This window comes from Chryseobacterium sp. IHB B 17019 (assembly GCF_001456155.1).
Classification (GTDB): domain Bacteria; phylum Bacteroidota; class Bacteroidia; order Flavobacteriales; family Weeksellaceae; genus Chryseobacterium.
In genome coordinates this window covers 3,451,189-3,469,608 of record NZ_CP013293.1, presented here as the reverse complement: position 1 = coordinate 3,469,608, position 18,420 = coordinate 3,451,189, and the positions used below count along the sequence as shown (strand labels likewise).

At 35.8% G+C, this 18,420-nt stretch carries 19 protein-coding genes; 4 read left to right on the top strand and 15 right to left on the bottom strand.

Going from position 1 to position 18,420, the window contains the following annotated elements; translation table 11 throughout:
* The first annotated feature begins 110 nt into the window (after window positions 1–110).
* Window positions 111–866, top strand: a complete 756-nt coding sequence (locus ATE47_RS16035; RefSeq protein ID WP_062162900.1) for a murein L,D-transpeptidase catalytic domain family protein — start codon at window positions 111–113, stop codon at window positions 864–866.
* 126 nt (window positions 867–992) lie between these two features.
* Here the strand turns inward: ATE47_RS16035 and fabF are convergent, their stop codons facing one another.
* From fabF to ATE47_RS15980, 11 genes are all read right to left on the bottom strand, one after another.
* Window positions 993–2,234: a beta-ketoacyl-ACP synthase II gene (gene fabF / locus ATE47_RS16030; RefSeq protein ID WP_062163585.1), complete on the bottom strand. Its 1,242-nt coding sequence runs from the start codon at window positions 2,232–2,234 to the stop codon at window positions 993–995.
* A 4-nt stretch (window positions 2,235–2,238) separates the two neighbouring features.
* On the bottom strand, window positions 2,239–2,664 hold the full coding sequence (locus ATE47_RS16025) for a PaaI family thioesterase (RefSeq protein WP_062162899.1): 426 nt from the start codon (window positions 2,662–2,664) through the stop codon (window positions 2,239–2,241).
* Window positions 2,665–2,673: 9 nt separating this feature from the next.
* Window positions 2,674–3,942 (bottom strand): acetyl-CoA C-acetyltransferase, encoded by a 1,269-nt coding sequence (locus tag ATE47_RS16020; RefSeq protein ID WP_062162898.1) that lies wholly within the window; start codon window positions 3,940–3,942, stop codon window positions 2,674–2,676.
* Between the two features lie 11 nt (window positions 3,943–3,953).
* Entirely contained in the window at window positions 3,954–4,562 is a 609-nt protein-coding gene (locus ATE47_RS16015; RefSeq protein WP_062162897.1) for a TetR/AcrR family transcriptional regulator, read from the bottom strand.
* Window positions 4,563–4,807: 245 nt separating this feature from the next.
* Window positions 4,808–5,227: an OsmC family protein gene (locus ATE47_RS16010; RefSeq protein ID WP_062162896.1), complete on the bottom strand. Its 420-nt coding sequence runs from the start codon at window positions 5,225–5,227 to the stop codon at window positions 4,808–4,810.
* A 91-nt stretch (window positions 5,228–5,318) separates the two neighbouring features.
* Entirely contained in the window at window positions 5,319–6,185 is an 867-nt protein-coding gene (locus ATE47_RS16005) for a helix-turn-helix domain-containing protein (protein WP_062162895.1), read from the bottom strand.
* Between the two features lie 142 nt (window positions 6,186–6,327).
* The gene (locus ATE47_RS16000) at window positions 6,328–9,027 is read right to left on the bottom strand and encodes a TonB-dependent receptor domain-containing protein (protein ID WP_062162894.1); all 2,700 of its coding nucleotides are present in this window, start codon (window positions 9,025–9,027) and stop codon (window positions 6,328–6,330) included.
* 64 nt (window positions 9,028–9,091) lie between these two features.
* Entirely contained in the window at window positions 9,092–9,376 is a 285-nt protein-coding gene (locus tag ATE47_RS15995; protein ID WP_228376287.1) for a hypothetical protein, read from the bottom strand.
* Window positions 9,377–9,477: 101 nt separating this feature from the next.
* Window positions 9,478–10,131 (bottom strand): hypothetical protein, encoded by a 654-nt coding sequence (locus ATE47_RS15990; protein WP_062162892.1) that lies wholly within the window; start codon window positions 10,129–10,131, stop codon window positions 9,478–9,480.
* A 78-nt stretch (window positions 10,132–10,209) separates the two neighbouring features.
* The gene (locus ATE47_RS15985; protein WP_027380477.1) at window positions 10,210–10,896 is read right to left on the bottom strand and encodes a response regulator transcription factor; all 687 of its coding nucleotides are present in this window, start codon (window positions 10,894–10,896) and stop codon (window positions 10,210–10,212) included.
* A 110-nt stretch (window positions 10,897–11,006) separates the two neighbouring features.
* Window positions 11,007–12,554 carry a sensor histidine kinase gene (locus ATE47_RS15980; protein WP_062162891.1) on the bottom strand — a complete coding sequence of 516 codons (1,548 nt, stop codon included), beginning with the start codon at window positions 12,552–12,554 and terminating at the stop codon, window positions 11,007–11,009.
* 206 nt (window positions 12,555–12,760) lie between these two features.
* Between ATE47_RS15980 and ATE47_RS15975 the strand changes: the two genes are divergently transcribed.
* A complete protein-coding gene (locus tag ATE47_RS15975; RefSeq protein ID WP_062162890.1) occupies window positions 12,761–13,249 on the top strand; it encodes an SRPBCC family protein in 489 nt (162 codons plus the stop codon).
* A gap of 108 nt (window positions 13,250–13,357) precedes the next feature.
* Here the strand turns inward: ATE47_RS15975 and ATE47_RS15970 are convergent, their stop codons facing one another.
* From ATE47_RS15970 to ATE47_RS15955, 4 genes are all read right to left on the bottom strand, one after another.
* On the bottom strand, window positions 13,358–13,702 hold the full coding sequence (locus ATE47_RS15970; protein WP_062162889.1) for a hypothetical protein: 345 nt from the start codon (window positions 13,700–13,702) through the stop codon (window positions 13,358–13,360).
* Window positions 13,699–15,747 carry a S9 family peptidase gene (locus tag ATE47_RS15965; RefSeq protein ID WP_062162888.1) on the bottom strand — a complete coding sequence of 683 codons (2,049 nt, stop codon included), beginning with the start codon at window positions 15,745–15,747 and terminating at the stop codon, window positions 13,699–13,701. Before ATE47_RS15965 ends, ATE47_RS15970 begins: the two co-directional genes overlap by 4 nt.
* 89 nt (window positions 15,748–15,836) lie before the next feature.
* Window positions 15,837–16,577 carry a uroporphyrinogen-III synthase gene (locus ATE47_RS15960; protein ID WP_062163584.1) on the bottom strand — a complete coding sequence of 247 codons (741 nt, stop codon included), beginning with the start codon at window positions 16,575–16,577 and terminating at the stop codon, window positions 15,837–15,839.
* Between the two features lie 11 nt (window positions 16,578–16,588).
* Window positions 16,589–17,350 carry a DUF4271 domain-containing protein gene (locus ATE47_RS15955; RefSeq protein ID WP_228376355.1) on the bottom strand — a complete coding sequence of 254 codons (762 nt, stop codon included), beginning with the start codon at window positions 17,348–17,350 and terminating at the stop codon, window positions 16,589–16,591.
* On the opposite strand from ATE47_RS15955, the gene ATE47_RS15950 reads away from it, so the two are divergent.
* Together ATE47_RS15950 and ATE47_RS15945 are read left to right on the top strand one after the other, a co-directional pair.
* A complete protein-coding gene (locus ATE47_RS15950; protein ID WP_062162886.1) occupies window positions 17,334–18,050 on the top strand; it encodes a polyprenol monophosphomannose synthase in 717 nt (238 codons plus the stop codon). The two genes, ATE47_RS15955 and ATE47_RS15950, sit on opposite strands and share 17 nt — an antisense overlap.
* Window positions 18,047–18,418 (top strand): DUF4296 domain-containing protein, encoded by a 372-nt coding sequence (locus tag ATE47_RS15945; protein ID WP_062163583.1) that lies wholly within the window; start codon window positions 18,047–18,049, stop codon window positions 18,416–18,418. Before ATE47_RS15950 ends, ATE47_RS15945 begins: the two co-directional genes overlap by 4 nt.
* The last annotated feature ends 2 nt before the right edge of the window (window positions 18,419–18,420 follow it).

Sequence of the window (18,420 nt, the reverse complement as noted above, 5' to 3'; positions counted from 1 at the left end):
ATCAGGAAGTTAAAGTTTCTTAAATTGCGTTAAACTTAGTTGGAAAATTCAGGTTAAAAAATTATGTTTTTATACATTTGCTGACTCAATTGGATTTAACATAATATTGAATGAAAGGATTTTATAGCTTATTAACTATTGTTTACATGGTAACTACTTCATTCTATTTGTCTCCAAAAAAGGCAATTGTAAAGAATGATATCAGTACAAAAAAAATTGAAAGATTAGCCGACACGAAATCTGAGAAGACCACAAATTCTGCGTCTTCATCAGAAGAATTATACAAATCTATTGCATTTGAACCAGGACATGAGCTCAACGATGATGTTTTCTTCAAAGCTTTAACAGGTTTTGAAAATCTAAAGAAAGCAGGTTTACTTGATCAGGATTCGCATTTACTTACGGTATGCGATTTTTCTATGTCTTCAAATACGAAAAGACTTTGGGTAATTGATATGAATGAGAGAAAAGTATTATTCAATTCATTGGTAGCACACGGAAAAAATACAGGTGAAGAATTTGCGACGAATTTTTCTAATACGGAAAGTTCGCTGCAGAGCAGCCTTGGATTTTATATCACGGATGCAACTTATGATGGTGAGAATGGATACTCTCTAAGATTATTGGGAATGGACAAAGGCTTTAATGATGCGGCTTACAGAAGAGCAATCGTAATGCACGGTGCAGATTATGTAAGTGAAGATTTTGCAGCAATGCATAAAAGAATTGGGAGAAGCTGGGGTTGTCCGGCTGTTCCGAGAGATCTTACACAGCCGATTATTAATACCATTAAAGGAAGAAATCTTCTCTTCATTTATTATCCGGACCAGAACTACCTTTCCCGATCGGAATGGTTGAAATCATAAAAACAAAAAGCAGTCGGATTTGACTGCTTTTTTTATTTGTATTAAATTCTATAGTTTGTCATTCTGACGAAGGAAAAATCTCTAATATTCTTATTACTAATCTAAATCTTAATGGTTTAAATTTAATTAAGAAAATTTCTTAAAAATCACCGTTGCATTATGTCCTCCAAACCCAAAAGCATTGCTTAAAGCATAGGTAATGTCCTTTTCCTTAGCCTCCCCAAATACAATATTAATATCTCTCGGGATATTTTCATCAATGTTATGAAGATTAATCGTTGGTGGAATAATCCCGTTTTCGATCGCCTTAATGGAAAGAATAGCTTCCGCTGCTCCGGCTGCTCCCAATAAATGACCTGTCATCGATTTTGTAGCACTGATGTCGAGGTTCTTACTTCCTTTGAATAATTTATTAATGCCGTTCAATTCGACAATATCTCCCATTGGAGTTGAGGTTGCGTGAGGATTAATATAATCAATATCTTCCGCATTTATTCCAGCTTCCTTTAATGCCAATTGCATCGCTTTAATTGCTCCAATCCCGTCCGGATGAGGTGCCGTCATGTGATACGCATCGGCTGTCATGGCGGCTCCCACTAATTCTGCGTAGATTTTTGCACCTCTTGCTTTGGCATGCTCATACTCTTCCAAGATCAATGCTCCCGCGCCTTCTCCCATCACAAAACCGTCTCTGTCTGCATCGTAAGGACGACTGGCTGTTGCAAAATCATCATTTCTCGTAGACATTGCTTTCATAACTGAAAAACCTCCGATGGAAGCCGGTGAAATCGCTGCTTCAGAACCGCCGCTCACAATTACTTTCGCTTTTCCTAATCGAATGTAGTTGAAAGCATCCATTATGGCAGTATTTCCTGTGGCACAGGCAGAAATTGTGGTATAATTAATTCCCTGAAGGCCAAACTTCATGGAAATCATTCCCGAAGCCATGTTTGCAATAAATTTAGGAACAAAAAAAGGATTGAATCTTGGTGTTCCGTCACCGTGTGCGAAATTCATTACTTCGCTTTCAAAAGTCCACATTCCGCCTTGGCCGGTTCCCCAGATTACTCCGGTATCGAACGGATCCATGTTTTCCAGTTCAAGGCCGGAATCTTTCAATGCTTCCGCAGTTGAATACATCGCATATTGTGAAAACAAATCGCTTTTTTTGATTTCATTATGAGTTAAATGAACCTTTGGATCAAAATTTTTAACCTCACAGGCGAAATGTACTTTAAATTTTTCTGTATCGAAATGGGTGATTTTATTCGCCCCGCTTACTCCGTTGATACTATTTTGCCAGAATTCTTCGACATTATTTCCCAAAGGTGTTACTGCTCCAAGACCTGTAATGACAACTCTTTTCATTTTTTTAATTATTGATTTTGAATAAATTAGAGGTTCCTCTTGCAATTAATCGCGTTTTGTCTGCATTCCAAATTTCACATTGCGCGTTTACAAATTGTTTTCCTCTTTTAATGATTTTGGTTTCGGCTACAATATTATCATTTTCTTTTGCAGTTGAAAAATAATCAATCACATTATTAATGGTTGTGATGAAAGAATTTTCGTTTAAAGAAAACATAGTGGCCCCAATGATATCGTCAACAATCGCTGCCGTAACTCCACCATGAAGATTTCCAACCGGATTCAGCCATTCCGGTCTTACTTTATATTGAAAAGCTAAGCTTCCTTCCTCTACGGACACAACAATCGGATTGAGCCACTTCATAAAAGGCGATGGCGACTGGTCGAATTCTTTTCCGATGAACTGTTTTAATTGTGTTAATCTATCCATATTCAGTTTTTATTTTTCTAAAATCATCGTTATACCCTGTCCACGAGCGGCACAGATGGAAATAAATCCTTTTCCGGTTCCTTTTTCGTTTAAGAGCTTGGCTAAAGTCCCGATAATTCTTCCTCCCGTTGCTGCAAATGGATGCGCTACTGCAAGGCTTCCGCCTTTTACGTTTAATTTATTTCGATCGATTTTTCCTAACGCTTTTTCAAGCCCGAATTTTTTGGCCAGATCATCATTTTCCCAGATTTTTAAAGTTGCTAAAACCTGTGCTGCAAATGCTTCATGAATTTCATAATAATCAAAATCTTCCAGATTCATTCCTGCTTTTTTGAGCATTCTGTCGGCTGCAAAGACAGGAGCGAGCAATAAGTTTTGTTTATTTTCAACATATTCAATTCCGGCAATTTCTGAAAAGGTGATATATGCTAAAATCGGTAGATTGTTCGCTTTTGCCCATTCTTCACTAGCCAGCAAAACCGCTGAAGCTCCATCGGTAAACGGTGTTGAATTTCCGGCTGTTAATGTTCCGGTTTGTTTATCGAAAGCTGGTTTTAATGAAGCTAATTTTTCCAAACTCGTATCACGGCGAAGATTATTGTCTTTATCTAAACCAAAAGCCGGCGTAATCATATCGTCAAAGAAGCCTTCATCATAAGCTTTTGCCATATTCTGATGACTTTTTAAAGCCAGTTCGTCCTGATCTTCGCGGGAAATCTGATAGTATTTTGCAGTGATTTCTGTGTGGCCGCCCATTACCAACCCTGTTTTTGGTTCCTGTCCTTTATAAGGAATCGGCATCCAGTCTTTAAGCTTCGGACTTAATAATTGTTTCAATTTTCCAAAGGCAGATTTTTCTTTATTGGCTTTTAATAATGCTTTTCTTAATCTTGGTGAAGACTCAAAAGGAATGTTGCTCATAGCTTCGACACCACAGGCAATTCCGCTTTCGATTTGTCCTAATGCAATTTTATTTCCGATATAGATGGCCGCTTCAATTCCTGTATCACAGGCCTGTTGAAGGTCACATGCAGGAGTTGCAGGGTCGAGAGAAGTATTCATAACGGTTTCTCTGATGAGGTTGCTCTCGGAAATATGCTTGATCGTCGCTCCTCCGGCAACTTCACCCAGAAGTTTTCCTTTCAGATTGTATTTGTTGATCAAACCATTCAACGTGGGAATCAGTAAATCCTGGTTTCCTTTGTCTGAGTATGCTGTACTGATTCTGGCAAACGGAATTCTGTTGTATCCGACAATTGCTACTTTTTTTGTTTCCATGTTGTGAAGTTTTATGATGGAAGGAGTTTTAATTCTTTATCAATAATTAATAGTATTCTGTCTAAAGCGAGGTTGAGATATTTTTCGTCACCGGTGGTTTTTGAAAGTAAAATTCCGCCTTCAACAATCATGATGAATAACGATCCATATTCTTCAGCATTTAATTCTTTGTGAATTTCTCCATTCTTTTGTCCCTCAACAATAACTTCTGAGATGTTTTTTATCCAGCTTTTAAATGATTCTGTAACCTGCTTTTTTAAATTCGGGAAAGTGTCGTCGGCTTCTGTTGCGGCGTTCATCAAAGGACAGCCACCGGTTTCAAAGACAAATTTCCAGTTTTTACGGTAGAAGTTTACAAAGGCATTTAATTTATCAATATTTGTAGGAAATTCTTCACCCAATGATCGGGACATATTTTTTCCCAACAACCCTGAGTTGTATTTGTAAACTTCAATTGCAACTTCATCTTTGTTCTGGAAATTCCCGTAAATGCTGCCTTTTGTTAATCCCGTTGCTTCCGTGATGTCAGAAAGAGACGTGGAAGTGTAGCCTTTGGTGTTAAACAAAGAAGCCGTTTTCTCGATAATGAATTGTTTTGTCTTTTCTGCTTTTGTTGACATTGTCAATTAATTATGATACAAATGTACAAAAAATATACCGATTGGTATATTCTATTTGAAATAAGTAATTTAACCATTAAGGATTTAAGGAGAAAGTTTAATTAAGATAAATCATTTAATTGGCGTTATTGAAAAAAAAACGGGCTAAAGCCCGTTCCTATTGATTTTATAATGTTGTTTTCAAATAAATTGAGAAAAGCGAACTTAATATCCTTAACTTCTTAAGTTAAAACTAATGGTTTAAATTAATTCGCCAAAGTAGCATTCAAAGTAATCTCAAAATTGAAAGCTGCACTCACAGGACATCCTTCTTCCGCTATTTTAGCATATTTCTGAAAATCTTCTTCCGAAATCCCGGGAATTTTTGCAGTTAAAGTCAATTCAGATTTTGTGATTTTTCCGATGTTTGGATCTAAAGTAATCACTGATTTTGTCGTTAATTCTTCAGGTGTGAAACCAGCCTGGGAAAGTTCTGCACTCAATTTCATGGTAAAGCATCCTGCGTGGGCTGCTGCCAATAATTCTTCAGGGTTTGTTCCTACACCGTCAGCAAAACGGCTGTTGAAAGAATATTGAGTTTGGTTTAAAGTTGTGCTTTGAGTAGTGATGTGTCCGTTTCCTTCTTTAATGTTACCGTTCCAAACGGCTGTTGCGTTACGTCTCATAATGTTTTGTTTTTTTTGTTATTTAATGTTGTTTGTTTTTGATGATACAAATATATGTCGGCTTTTAGTTTAAATAAATAGATAAAAAGACTTAAATCTTGTACTTTTTTCCCGAAGTGTAATTTTTCTTGAAATTTGCCGGAGTGCTTCCTATTTTATTGGTAAAAAGCCGGTTGAAATAAGCCGGATCTTCATATCCAAGATCGTAGGCAATTTCTTTGACTGCTTTATCCGTGTAAAATAATAACCGTTTGGCTTCCAGTAGAATTCTATTGATAATAAACTGATTTGGAGAATCCAGGTTTAAATTTTTGAATTTATGGGTTAATGTTTTTGGAGCGATATGAAGCAAGTCTGCATAATCTGCCACATTGTGCTTTTCCCTGAAATGAATTTCGAGATGCCTGCTGAAATCGCGGAAAATATCCAATTCACTGCTCGGAATTTTTATGTTGTCATTATTAAGATTCTGTTTTTTCCATTTTCTAGTCGCGCGGATGATGATTTGCTTCACATAAGTGCGGATCATTTCTTCGGCGGAGGAATCACGAGATTCGAGCTCATCTTTTATATGTTGAAATAAATTTTTAATGATCCCAGTTTCCTCTTCATTAAGCTCTACAAAAGGAATTTCGAAAACATTATGAAAAAGCAGTCCATCACAGGCAACTTCCTTGTCGTGAATCTGGATACAGTAAAAATCCCGGTTATAATATAAAAGCATTGCTTCTTCTTCGCCTTTTTCAACTTTTAAATGTTGATTGGTTATGAAAAACAGGCTTGGTTTTGTCGTTTTAAAATGATTGAAATCTACCGAAAGTTCGTAACCGGCAGGAATAAAAAAAACTTTGATATCGTAACGGAACTTATTTCCATTAATTATTTCAAGGTTTTTATCAGAAAAAACTTCAAGACCAAGTTTCTTGTAGTTATCTTCAAAAATAAGCGGTAGCGACATGGATTTACTTTAGTTTAAAGATACAAAAAAGCATGGCTTCAAATATTAAATTATTGAAACCATGCTGATAATTTTAATTTTTGAAAATTTGAAATAATGAGTTTAATAGCACTGAAACTCTACAATTCTCAAACTCTCCAACCTAGAATGTCACATCCAATCCAACATAAAGATTTGCCTTCATGATCGGAGCATATACCATTCCGCCATCAAAATAATTTCCAAAAGGATTTTTAAAATCAACAATAGCATTTTTCTGATAGTAAGAAGTGAGATTCTCACCACCCAGATATGCTCTGATTTTCTTATTGAAATTCCTTGAAATCTGTGCATTCAAAACCGCGTAGGATTCTGAATACATCGGTAATTGAAATTCTGCGGGGTTTGTTGAGGTGTTCGGAAGTCGTTGTTTCCCGACCCAGTTTAAAGTGGTGTCAAAACTCCAGAATGCTCCTTTTTCACTTTTATTGGTTGAATAGGCCAAATTCACAAAACCTCTGTTCTTCGCCATGAACGGAACTTCCCGTCTTCCATCCAGATAATCAGCCTGAACATCATAATATTTATAAGCCAATCTTACATCAAAATTCTTGAAAGGTGTAAAATCCAACTGCGTTTGGAAAGAATTGGCGAAAGATTTTCCTTCCAGATTATAGAAAGTCAATTGCTGAGGTGATTTGTCTAAATCAACCAACACCTGATCCTGGAAATCTGTTCTGAAAAAATCAGCAACAATCGTGGATTTTCTTCCGAAAAGCTTGAATTCCTGCTGTAAACTCGCTCCGTAATTCCATGCAATTTCTGGTTTTAAGCCATAAATATTTCCGCCGTTCTGTAAAATCTGAATTGAACGGTTTGAGGCAAAATATTGCTGACTTTCCGCAAAGACATTGGCCGTTCTAAAACCTCTTCCGGCGGAAAGTCTTAGAATAGTTTGTGGAGTGATGTCATATTTAAAATTCATTCTAGGTGTAAACTGAGTTCCCGCCAGATTGTGAAAATCAACTCTTGCGCCCGCTACCAAAGTATATTTTAATCCTGTTAAAGTATATTCTGCAAAAGCTCCTGGAACAATTTCATTTCGCTTAAAATTATTCGTTAAATAGGTTTCTTCATAACCGTCATACATAAAACTTGCCCCGGCCTTATATTTATGATTGGTATTTCCTAAAATACTTTCAAAAATTAAGTTTGAATAATAGGTATGCTGTTTCCCTGAGTAATTTCTCAACCCAAAAAAACTGTCCTGCTGATGATAAGTATACTGATTCATCCAGCCTAAACTTTGGTAAGGTTTCCCTTTGAAAACATAGCCTGTTTTGTTCCAGACCTGAAATCTTGAGATATCAATCCCAACGCCGTAAAGCGATTGTTTATCCTGAGGAATTTTTTTATCAAAACCGATCTGCCCCGAAGTTCTTTCATCTTTAATAAAATTAATTCCAAAATGTGAACCTAATCCAGAATGATCTAAGTCATTGTAATTTAATAAATAAGCTGCATTTAGCTGTGTTCCTTTCGGTCTGTCAAGAAAGCCGTCGTCATTCATGTCCGTATCTCCGAAAGTTCCGTTTCCGTGAAGTAAAAATGTCTGCGACCAATGCTCGTTGATCGGGGCAACATTTGTGAAGTTGGCTTCGGCTCTTCCGTTAAAATCAGAAAATAAATTCAATGAAGTTTCTGGAGTATCGGCATGTTTTAATAATTCTGTATTGATTTGTCCGGTAATGCTCTCGTAGCCATTGGTAACCGTACTTCCTCCTTTTGTCAGCTGAATGCTTTCGATCCATCTTCCGGGAATGAAATTCAATCCGTAAGCTGAGGCAAGCCCTCTGATTTCAGGTAGCAATTCTTTGGTTAAGCTCGTATATTTTTGATCTAAGCCTAACATTTTCAACTGTTTCGTACCAGTAACCGCATTGCTGAAAGAAACGTCAACCGTCGCATTGGTTTCAAAGCTTTCGGATAAATTACAGCATGCTGCTTTTAATAGTTCTTTTTTATCAATATTAAAAACCAGACCCGCTTCTTTTTTACTTAAAACAGTTGAGCCTTTTGTGCCCGTCAATGTAACCCCTGCAATTGATTTTTCGTCATTAGTTTGGGGATCATTATTTGATGCTTCATGATTAGAATGTACTGAATGTTCATCACCTTTACCTATTTCATTTTCTTCAAAATGTACTTTCGGATTGGCTTCACCAAAAGGAATTTCCCTGTCATATAAGCAACAAGATGGCAGATTTTTGTAAGTATTATCGCTGGATTTATACTTTTCGTTGTCGTGACCGACATCTGCAATTTTCTTTAGAATTTTATCTGATGAGGTTTTTGCAGGGTTAAAATTCAAGGTAACCATCTGCTTTTCCGCATTCCATTCCGCTGAATCGGCTCCGGCATCTTTTGCTGCTTTCTCGATTCTGGTTTTGCAGGATTCACAGTTTCCTTTTACATAAAATTCATTCTCTTTTTTTGAATGATGCTCATGGTTTTCTGCTGTTTTTGGCTGCAGATCTCTGTTGTAGTGACAACATCCCGGCAGCGCTTCATAATTAGCATCAGAAGCCTTGAATTTTTCATTGTCATGGCCTGCTTCAGCAACTTTCTTTAAGATGTCATCGGTAGAAATATTACTATCTGTTTCTAAAGTTAGAATCTGTGAATCGATAGAATATCTTGCTTCTTTTGCACCTGCTTTTTTGGCAGTGTTTTCGATTCTTTCCTTGCACATATCGCAGTTTCCTTTTACGGTGAACTGGTTTTTAGAAAGATTTTGAGCAAATATAAATTGTGTGAATAATAGGAATAGTCCAAGAATAACCTTGGAAATATATAATTTCATTTGTTTAAAATTTAGATTAATTTAAAATCGGTTCATTAAAAATTTAATGAATCCTGCTGATGAATTAACCTATTTTCGGCGGTTGCCAAATCTCTTTTAAACGATCTGAAATATGAGGATCAGAATATTGAAACTGTAAATTTTTGTTGGTTTTGTAATACGACATTTCCAATTTTACACTTTTGGAGAAAGGAGTTTCTATAAAAGTGAAGCATGAAAGACAGAAAGAACAGCAATCATCATTACAAGAAGATGTTTTGGATTTGCTGTCGTGGCTGTTTTCTGATTTTTGGTGATCTTTTTCGCAGCAGCTTGTTCCGGAATCTGATTTGCAACAGTTTTCCTGCATATTTTGAGCATAGAAATTGTCTTTAGGGATTAAAAAAATTCCTAAACAAAAAACAATTGCTATGATATGAAATAGTTTCACGGCTGCAAAAATACAAAAAATTATGGTAATGGATCTCCTACTTTCACTCCACAATTATGCCAAGGCTCTCCGTGAGCCGGATTTAATGACGGTTTTGGACCTGTTGGAGCGGGAGTTGGTGCCGGAGCAGGTGTATTTTGAGCTATTGTCTGTGTTTGCGTCGGTTGTGGAGCCGGAGCGGGCTTACTGTTCAAAGGTTGTCCTACAGGAATATCACATCTGTGTCCCGGTTCGCCATGAGCAGGATTCATTCCCGGCGCGGTTTTTACGGTCTGTGCTTTACCGTTTTTATCAACATTAAATTTCCCAGGTTGTAAAGCATTTGGATCAATTTGAATGGTCTGGTTTTGATTGGCATTCACCGTTACGTTTTGAGTTCCCTGTTGTTGAGTCTGAGCCGGCGCAGAATTCAAAGGTTGTCCTACAGGAATGTCGCATCGGTGACCCGGCTGTCCGTGAGCAGGGTTCATTCCAGCTGCGGCAACATTGGGCGCGGCGTTTTGTGTAGCCTGAACCCCGGCCTGATCCAGAAGAGAAGGTTTCGGAGTGTTATTAACCGCTACATTGGGTTGTTGAATACCCGCTTCTTCCGTTAAATAGGTTGGTCTTTCATCTTTTTTACAGGAAATTGTCAGTATCGAGATGGCAATAATGCCTAAAAATGTATTCTTCATAACTTTTGGTATGAAACAAAATTAGCAAAACATTTTTAATTGTTTTGCTAATTTTACATTTATAATGTTTTTTCGGATTTAATTCTTAACTAAAAGTCTGAATCCTTCGCCATGAACATTGATGATTTCCAATCCTTCGTCGTCTTTTAACAGTTTACGAAGTTTTGCGATGTAAACGTCCATACTTCTTGCGGTGAAGTAGTTTTCTTTCTTCCAGATTTTTCTTAAAGCCAAATCTCTCGGCATGAAGTCGTTTCTGTGGATACAAAGCAGCTTTAATAATTCATTTTCTTTTGGAGAAAGCTTGTACTCATTATCACCAACTCTTAATTGTCTCAGCATAGAATCGAAGAAAATATTACTGATCTTGAATTGTTCCTGCTCTTCATTTTCCAGCGTAGAACTTCTTTGAAGAATAGCTTTGATTTTATATAAAAGTAACTCAGTATCAAATGGTTTTGTGATGTAATCATCCGCTCCCAGCTGATAGCCTTTTAAAATATCTTCTCTCATATTTCTTGCAGTCAAGAAAATGATAGGTGTGTTTTTGTCAATTTTTTTTACGTCTTCGGCTAAGGAAAATCCGTCTTTCTTAGGCATCATTACGTCAAAAATGCAGATATCGAATTCGTTTTCGGTAAATTCTTTTAATCCCTGTTCTCCATCTGTGGCAAGAGTAACTTCGAAATTATTTATCGTTAAATAATCCTTCAACACTGCCCCGAAACTCTGGTCGTCTTCTACTAATAATATTCTGTTGCTCATAATTTTAAATAATTAAAAATTAATAGTAAGAATGAACTCTGTCACTCTCTTCTTCTTATATTTTGTTTTGGTTAAATTCTTTATAAATAATCTTCTTATCTTTTTTATTTTTAGGTCATTGGCAGTTTAATTGTAAACGTACTTCCATTCCCTTTGTTGGAGTCTACAATGATCTGGCCTTTATGCAGCTCTACAATTTTTTTAACGTAGGAAAGTCCCAAACCTTGTCCTTTTACATTGTGAATATTTCCTGTTTCTTCCCTGAAGAATTTTTCGAAAATTTTCGTTTTGTTGTGGGTTTCCATTCCCATTCCTTTATCAGAAACTTCGATCACGTACCAATGGCCTTCGTTTCGGGTTTTTATGCTGATCTCCGGTGCTTCGGGAGAATATTTATTGGCATTGTCCAGAAGATTCACCAGCATATTGGAAATATGGAATTCGTCAATTTTAAAAATATAATTTGTTGCGTTGAATTCCTGAGTAAGGGTTCCGTTTCTCTGTTGGACAATCAGATTAAAAGATTCTGTTGTTCTTCGGATTAGTTCTCTTACATTGGCATCTTTTAAGAATAATCTTACCTCATTTCTTTCAAGCTTCGACATATTCAGGACGTTTTCCACCTGTTTTTTCATCCTTAAATTTTCCTGCTTGATCAGCTCAGAATAGTATTTTACCTTATCAGGATTCGTTGCAATTTTATCATTCGCCAGAGAATCTGTTGCGACGGATATTGTTGCCAGTGGAGTTTTAAACTCATGAGACATATTATTAATGAAATCCGTTTTTACTTCTGCGAGCTTTTTCTGTTTCATCATATAATTAATGGAAATAATATAAATTCCCAAAATCGTAAGAAGCGAAAGGAAAGTTCCTAAAAGCATCGGCCAGTTGTTCATCGCCAAAGAATATTCCTTTTTGGGGAAAACCAAAGCAAGACTGTATAATGTTCTTTCTTTTTGGTCTGTAAAAAGAGGATAAGTATAAGTGTTGCTGTCGCTTTTTTCTTTGTAGGCTTTATTGACCACGCCGGTCAGTTTATTAGCCTTATCTGTAATGCCATAACCGAATTTTGCAGAAATACCTCTGATTCTCAATTCTTTAGAAATAACAGAGTCCAAAACTTTTGGATTTACTCTTTTTGTAATAGGAAGGTTATTTCCGTAAACTTTTGCATATTCTTTCATAGAAAAATCACCATTCTCAATATCTTGATTGATGTCTGCTGTAAGGATTTCACGACTTGTTGTGTCCCTCTTTATTTTATATGCCGCTTCGTCCGTATATAAAGTGGTCAGCTTTATCGAATCTCCTTTCTGGGAAATCGGAAGCTGTGTTTTTTCAATGATATTTTTTGAATAGATAATCTGTCTCTGAGTACCGGAATCTTTTACCTGCTGAATAGTCGTTAAAGAAGGTTGTTTACTATTGGCAATTACGTTTTTCCTGAAATCTTTAAAATCCTCATTTAAATATTTATCAACTTCAATTTCAGCCATGTTTTTAGCTGTATTTTCCAATGCAGAATATACTTTGGAAGAAAAATCCTGCTCTAATGCACCATAATAACTTTTCAGCCAATAAAACTGGAGCGTGACGAAGACAATCAGTGAGATCGTCATAAACACCGAAATTATTGGGATGAATTTATTATTCATTTACTTTATTTTATGAGTTTTTTAAAAAGCTGAATGTTAAAATTAATTATTTTAAGACTTGATAAACAAAAAACGAGCCAAAAAATTGTGTTATTTTTCTTAAAACCGAGTTTTTTAACATTTAATTATAAATTTTTAATATCTTGTCATATGAAAAGACGCGTCAGAGAATAAAAAACTAGATTTGTTTAAAACAAATTATTATTATGGAATCTAATATCATTTTTAACAAAGATTTTGATTCAAACAGCGTTTATGTAATGAAAATTTACGATGCTGATGTTTCAAAAGTATGGGATTATTTTACCAAATCCGAATTACTGGATCAATGGTGGGCTCCAAAACCCTGGAAATGCGAAACCAAACAGCAGGATTTCAAAGAAGGTGGAACCTGGCTGTACTCAATGGTTGGTCCTGAAGGGGAAAGACATTATGCAAAAGTGGAATATGGTGAAATCATCGAGCATAGAAGCTTTGACGGAACGGATTCTTTCTGCGATGAAAATGGAAATATTAATGAAGATTTCGGGCAGTCAAAATGGCTGATCGGTTTTACAGGCGTAGAAGAGGGCACGAAAATAACGGTTAATATTCATTTTCCAAATCCCGAAGGAATGAAACAGCAAATTGAGATGGGTTTTGAAGAAGGTTTCAAAACAGGATTGAATCAATTGGAGGAAATTCTGAAAAAATAATTTGAGCATTAAGATTTTGTTTAGATGTTAAAAATATTAAGTTTAACTCCTAAACTGACCTTAATAATTTAAAAATAAAAACGGAAAGCAGTATTACTTTCCGTTTTTTTATATCAATTCTTCATCCTGAAAATATTGAATGATTGCTTTTTTCATCAGAATTTGTTGTTCATTTGGCTTTAATTCCGGAAGTTCTTCCAACGTTTCAAAATGAGGATATCCATCATCATCGTAATGTGAAAATTTATAGTATCCAAAAGGTTCTAACAGTCTACAAACCGCGATGTGAAGCAGGTTAAGCTTATCGTCTTTCGTATATTTCTGCTGGCCGCTTCCTAATTCCTGAAGGCCAATTAGAAACAAATAGGTTTCAATAGGTGCATTTTTTTCAGTATCAAAATTTTCAATAAAGAATTGCTCTATTTTTTGCCAATATTCTGCGTCGTTGATCATGCTTCTATGTTTTCTAATTTAAATAAAAATGCATATTCCAATGCATCTTCTTTCAGTGATTCAAATCTTCCGCTTGCCCCGCCGTGGCCCGCGCTCATATCTGTTTTGAAAATTAAAATATTATTGTCGGTTTTTAATTCTCTTAATTTTGCCGTCCATTTTGCAGGCTCCCAATATTGAACCTGAGAATCATGCAATCCGGTTGTGATCAGCATATGTGGATAATCTTTGGCTTCTACATTGTCGTAAGGAGAATATTCTTTCATATAATGATAATATTCCTCATCGTTTGGGTTTCCCCACTCGTCATACTCTCCAGTTGTTAAAGGAATTGTTTCATCCAGCATCGTTGTAACCACGTCTACGAAAGGAACCTGCGCTACGATCCCGTTGAATAAAGTGGGTTCGTAGTTCATCACAGCTCCTACCAATAATCCTCCCGCACTTCCTCCCATTGCGTAAAGGCGTTTTGATGAGGTGTAATTTTCTTTAATCAAATATTTCCCGGCATCAATAAAATCGAAGAATGTATTTTTCTTAAACAACATTTTTCCGTCTTCATACCATTCTCTTCCCAGATATTCACCACCTCTGATATGGGCGATTGCATAGATAAAGCCTCTATCCAGAATTGACAATCTTACATTTGAAAAGCTGGCATCAACGGTGTGTCCGTAGCTTCCATAGCCGTACAAAAGCAAGGGAGTATCTGCGGATTTCTTCGTGTCTTTATGATAAACTAAAGAAATAGGGATTTTTGTTTCTCCGTCTCTTGAGTCTGCCCAGATCCTTTCGGAAATATAATTTTCGGAGAAAAATTTTCCGCCTAAAACCTCCTGTTGCTTCAAAAGCTGGGTGGTTTTTTCCTTCATATTATATTCGTAGGTGGAATTTGGCTGTGTCAGAGAAGTGTAGCCGTAGCGTAAAACTTCTGTGTCAAATTCCAGATTAACACCAATATAAGCGGTGTAAGTAGGGTCTGAAAAAGGCAAATAATGTGATTCCTGAGTTTTTTCGTCAATAATTTTTATCTGCAAAAGGCCTTCTTCTCTTTCTTCAAGAACAAGGTAATTTTTAAAGATCTCAAAACCTTCCAATAAAACTTTTTCGCGGTGAGGAATGACATCAACCCAGTTTTCCATTCCGCAATTGTTGATTTTTGTTTTTACAATTTTGAAATTAATGGCATCGTCGGCATTTGTAATAATATAAAATTCATCTTTGTAATGCTCAACGGAATATTCAAGGTCATCAATTCTTGGATGGATGATTTTCCAGTCTGCAAAAACGTCATCTGCAGGGATGAATCTGTGTTCGTCCGAAATTGTGCTGGAGCTAGCAATGAAAATATATTCCAAAGATTTTGTTTTGAATACATTTACATCAAAAGTCTCATCTTTTTCATGGAAAATCAAAACATCTTCTGCGGTATCGGTTCCCAGTTTATGTCTGTAGACCTGAAATGCACGCAGGCTTTCATCTTTTCTAATATAAAAGACGTGTTCATTGTCGTTTGCCCAAACTGCTTTTCCGGTAGTATTCTGGATTTTATCGGGAAGGATTTCTCCTGTTTTTAAGTTTTTTAAATTAATGGTATAAATCCTGCGGCTTACATTATCTGAAGAAAAAGAGGCTAGTTCATTGTTTGGAGAAACCGCAACGCTTCCTACTTCAAAATAATTTTCGCCTTCTGCCAGAATATTGACATCAAGAATGATCTCTTCTTCGTTGTCTAAGCTGTTGTGTCTTCTGCAAAAAATAGGATATTCTTTTGCCTCCTCATAGCGGACGATATACCAGTATCCATTGAAGAAATACGGCAAAGACTCGTCATCTTTTTTATATCGCGCCTTCATTTCTTCAAAAAGGTTTTCCTGAAGCTGTTCCGTATCTTTCATGATGAAATCTGCATAGGCATTTTCTTCTTCCAGATATTTGATGACCTCGGGATTTTCTCTTTCATTGAGCCAAAAATAATTGTCTATTCTTTTATCACCGTGTATTTCGAGTATTTTCTCTATTTTTTTTGCCTGTGGAGCTTCCATTCAATGTTAATTCTTGTTCAAATTTAATTAAAAAAAAACCATCTTTCCTTAAACTGAAAAGACGGTTAGTTTATATTTTACATTAAAACCTACTTGTGAAACGCTTTAATATATTTTTCCAATGCCATTGTCATAGATGGAGTTTCTTTTGTAGGAGCCATTAAGTCTACTCTTAATCCTGATTCTTCCGCCGCCGCCAAAGTCGTTGTCCCGAAAACCCCGATCTTTGTTTCATCCTGCTTAAAGTCAGGGAAGTTTTGTTGTAATGATTTGATTCCCTGTGGGCTGAAAAAGATCAACATGTCGTAGTCCTTAACGTTAATATCTGTAAGGTCACTGCAAACCGTTCTGTACATGATTGCCCTTGTCCAGTCTACATTAGATGCTTCCATTGTTTTCACGGTCTCCGGGCTCAAAACATCTGAAGATGGCAACAGGTATTTTTCTGTCGGAAACTTTTTGAAAAGAGGCAGAAGATCTGAGAAGTTTTTCTCCCCAAAACTGATTTTTCTTTTTCTGTAAACAATATGTTTTTGAAGATAATTAGCAATAGCTTCAGACTGACAGATATATCTCATCGTATCAGGAACCGTAAAACGTAGTTCTTCGGCTAATCTGAAGTAGTGATCAATCGCATTTTTACTTGTGAAAATAATTCCCGTATATTGCGTAAGATCAATCTTCTGTGTTCTAAGTTCTTTGTTGTCAACTCCTTCGACGTGGATAAAGGGACGGAAATCAATCTTTATCTTTTCCTTCTTCGCAATATCCAAATATGGAGACGACTCACTAGGCGCTGGTTGTGATACCAATATAGACTTTATTCTCATCATTGACTTTATTAAAAAAATAATACTTTCCAAAGCAACAATAGTGGTGCGATTTGGAGGGTGCAAATATACAAAAATTTATAATACCATTTTTCAGGTAAGATGTTGTTCTTATGAAATAAATAGAAAAAAATCTTGAAAATGAATACAATAGAAAAAAACAGCAAATAGTATAAAAACATTTTATTTCTGTCGATAGGGAAATAATAGTGGGTTACACATAAAATTATTAATAAAAATGACAGAATGAAGTAAAATTTTGTGGAGGTAAAATAAAAAGTTGACCATTTTTTACCATCACCGATACTTTGGAAAAATAAAAACCCCAAACTTGATTTTAATACATAAAAAAGCACAACAGCAATCAGGCAAAATCCAAATTTGTTTAATTGAAATCCAAAAAACTGCAAATCTGCAACATATTTCGGGACAACAGGAACGTACTGCGAAATTAAAACTGATAAGGTAAGAGCAGTCACACAGGAAGTGATCACCCAGCTGGGCAGGTTGTTACTCGCATCAAAATATTTTTGAAGCAGAAAATCTCTCAGGTTGGCCTCCCTTTCTATGATATTCATCATGAAAACATATAAAAATATGCAGCCCAACAATATAAAGATTACCCAATCGTTGTTCTCAGGTATTCTTATATGATTTGTAATATTTTGTGATAATGGCAAAGGAAATTTTTTTGCAAAATTATAGATTATTTTGTATAAAATAAAAAGGTTAAATAAACTATCTTTGCAAACTGAAATGAAAAAACTGGTCATCATCCCCACTTACAACGAAAAGGAAAATATTGAAAATATTATTTCCGCGGTTTTTGCGGTGGAAGATGATTTTCATATTTTGGTTGTAGATGACTCATCTCCGGATGGTACAGCAGAATTGGTAAAAGATTTGCAGAGAAAATTTCCGCACTATCTGCATTTGTCGATAAGGCATGTGAAGGATGGTCTTGGAAAAGCTTATATCCACGGATTCAAATGGGCAATGAAGAACAATTACGACTACATTTTTGAAATGGATGCCGATTTTTCCCATAATCCGAACGACTTGCCGAAACTTTTTGAAGCGTGTTTACATGCTGATATGGCCATCGGTTCGCGCTATTCCAAAGGAGTGAATGTCGTAAACTGGCCAATGGGAAGGGTTTTACTTTCTTATTTTGCTTCAAAATATGTAAGGTTTATTTTAGGACTTCCCATTCATGATACAACGGCAGGGTTCGTTTGTTTTTCAAGAAAAGTGCTGGAAGAAATAGGATTGGATAATGTAAGATTAAAGGGATACGGCTTTCAGATCGAAATGAAATTCCGGGCCTTTAAAAAAGGATTCAGAATTGTAGAAGTACCTATTATTTTTACAAACAGGATATTAGGAGAAAGCAAAATGAATGGCGGAATCATTCATGAAGCGGTTTTTGGAGTTTTAAATTTAAAATGGAAATCAATAATCAACAGATTATGAAAAAACTGATATTCATTTTCGTTTTACTATTTGTAGTTTCCTGCGGAGGAGATTATATCGACAAGCCTAAAAATCTTGTCCCAAAGGATAAGATGGCAGAAATCATGGTTGATTTAGCCATTAATGATCAGGCAACTTATCTGTACCCAAATTCTAATCTGGAAGCGGGAACAAGATATGTTCTTAAAACACATAATGTGAAGCCCAAAGATTTTGTTGAAAGTTTCAGATATTATGTAGTAAAGGAAAAAATGAACGGTATTGCAGAGGATGCACAAAAAATATTATTAGAAAAAGATCCAAAGGCGGATCAATATGTAAAAGATAAATTAAAGAAAAACGGAAATATCCCTACTTTCGCAAGATAATT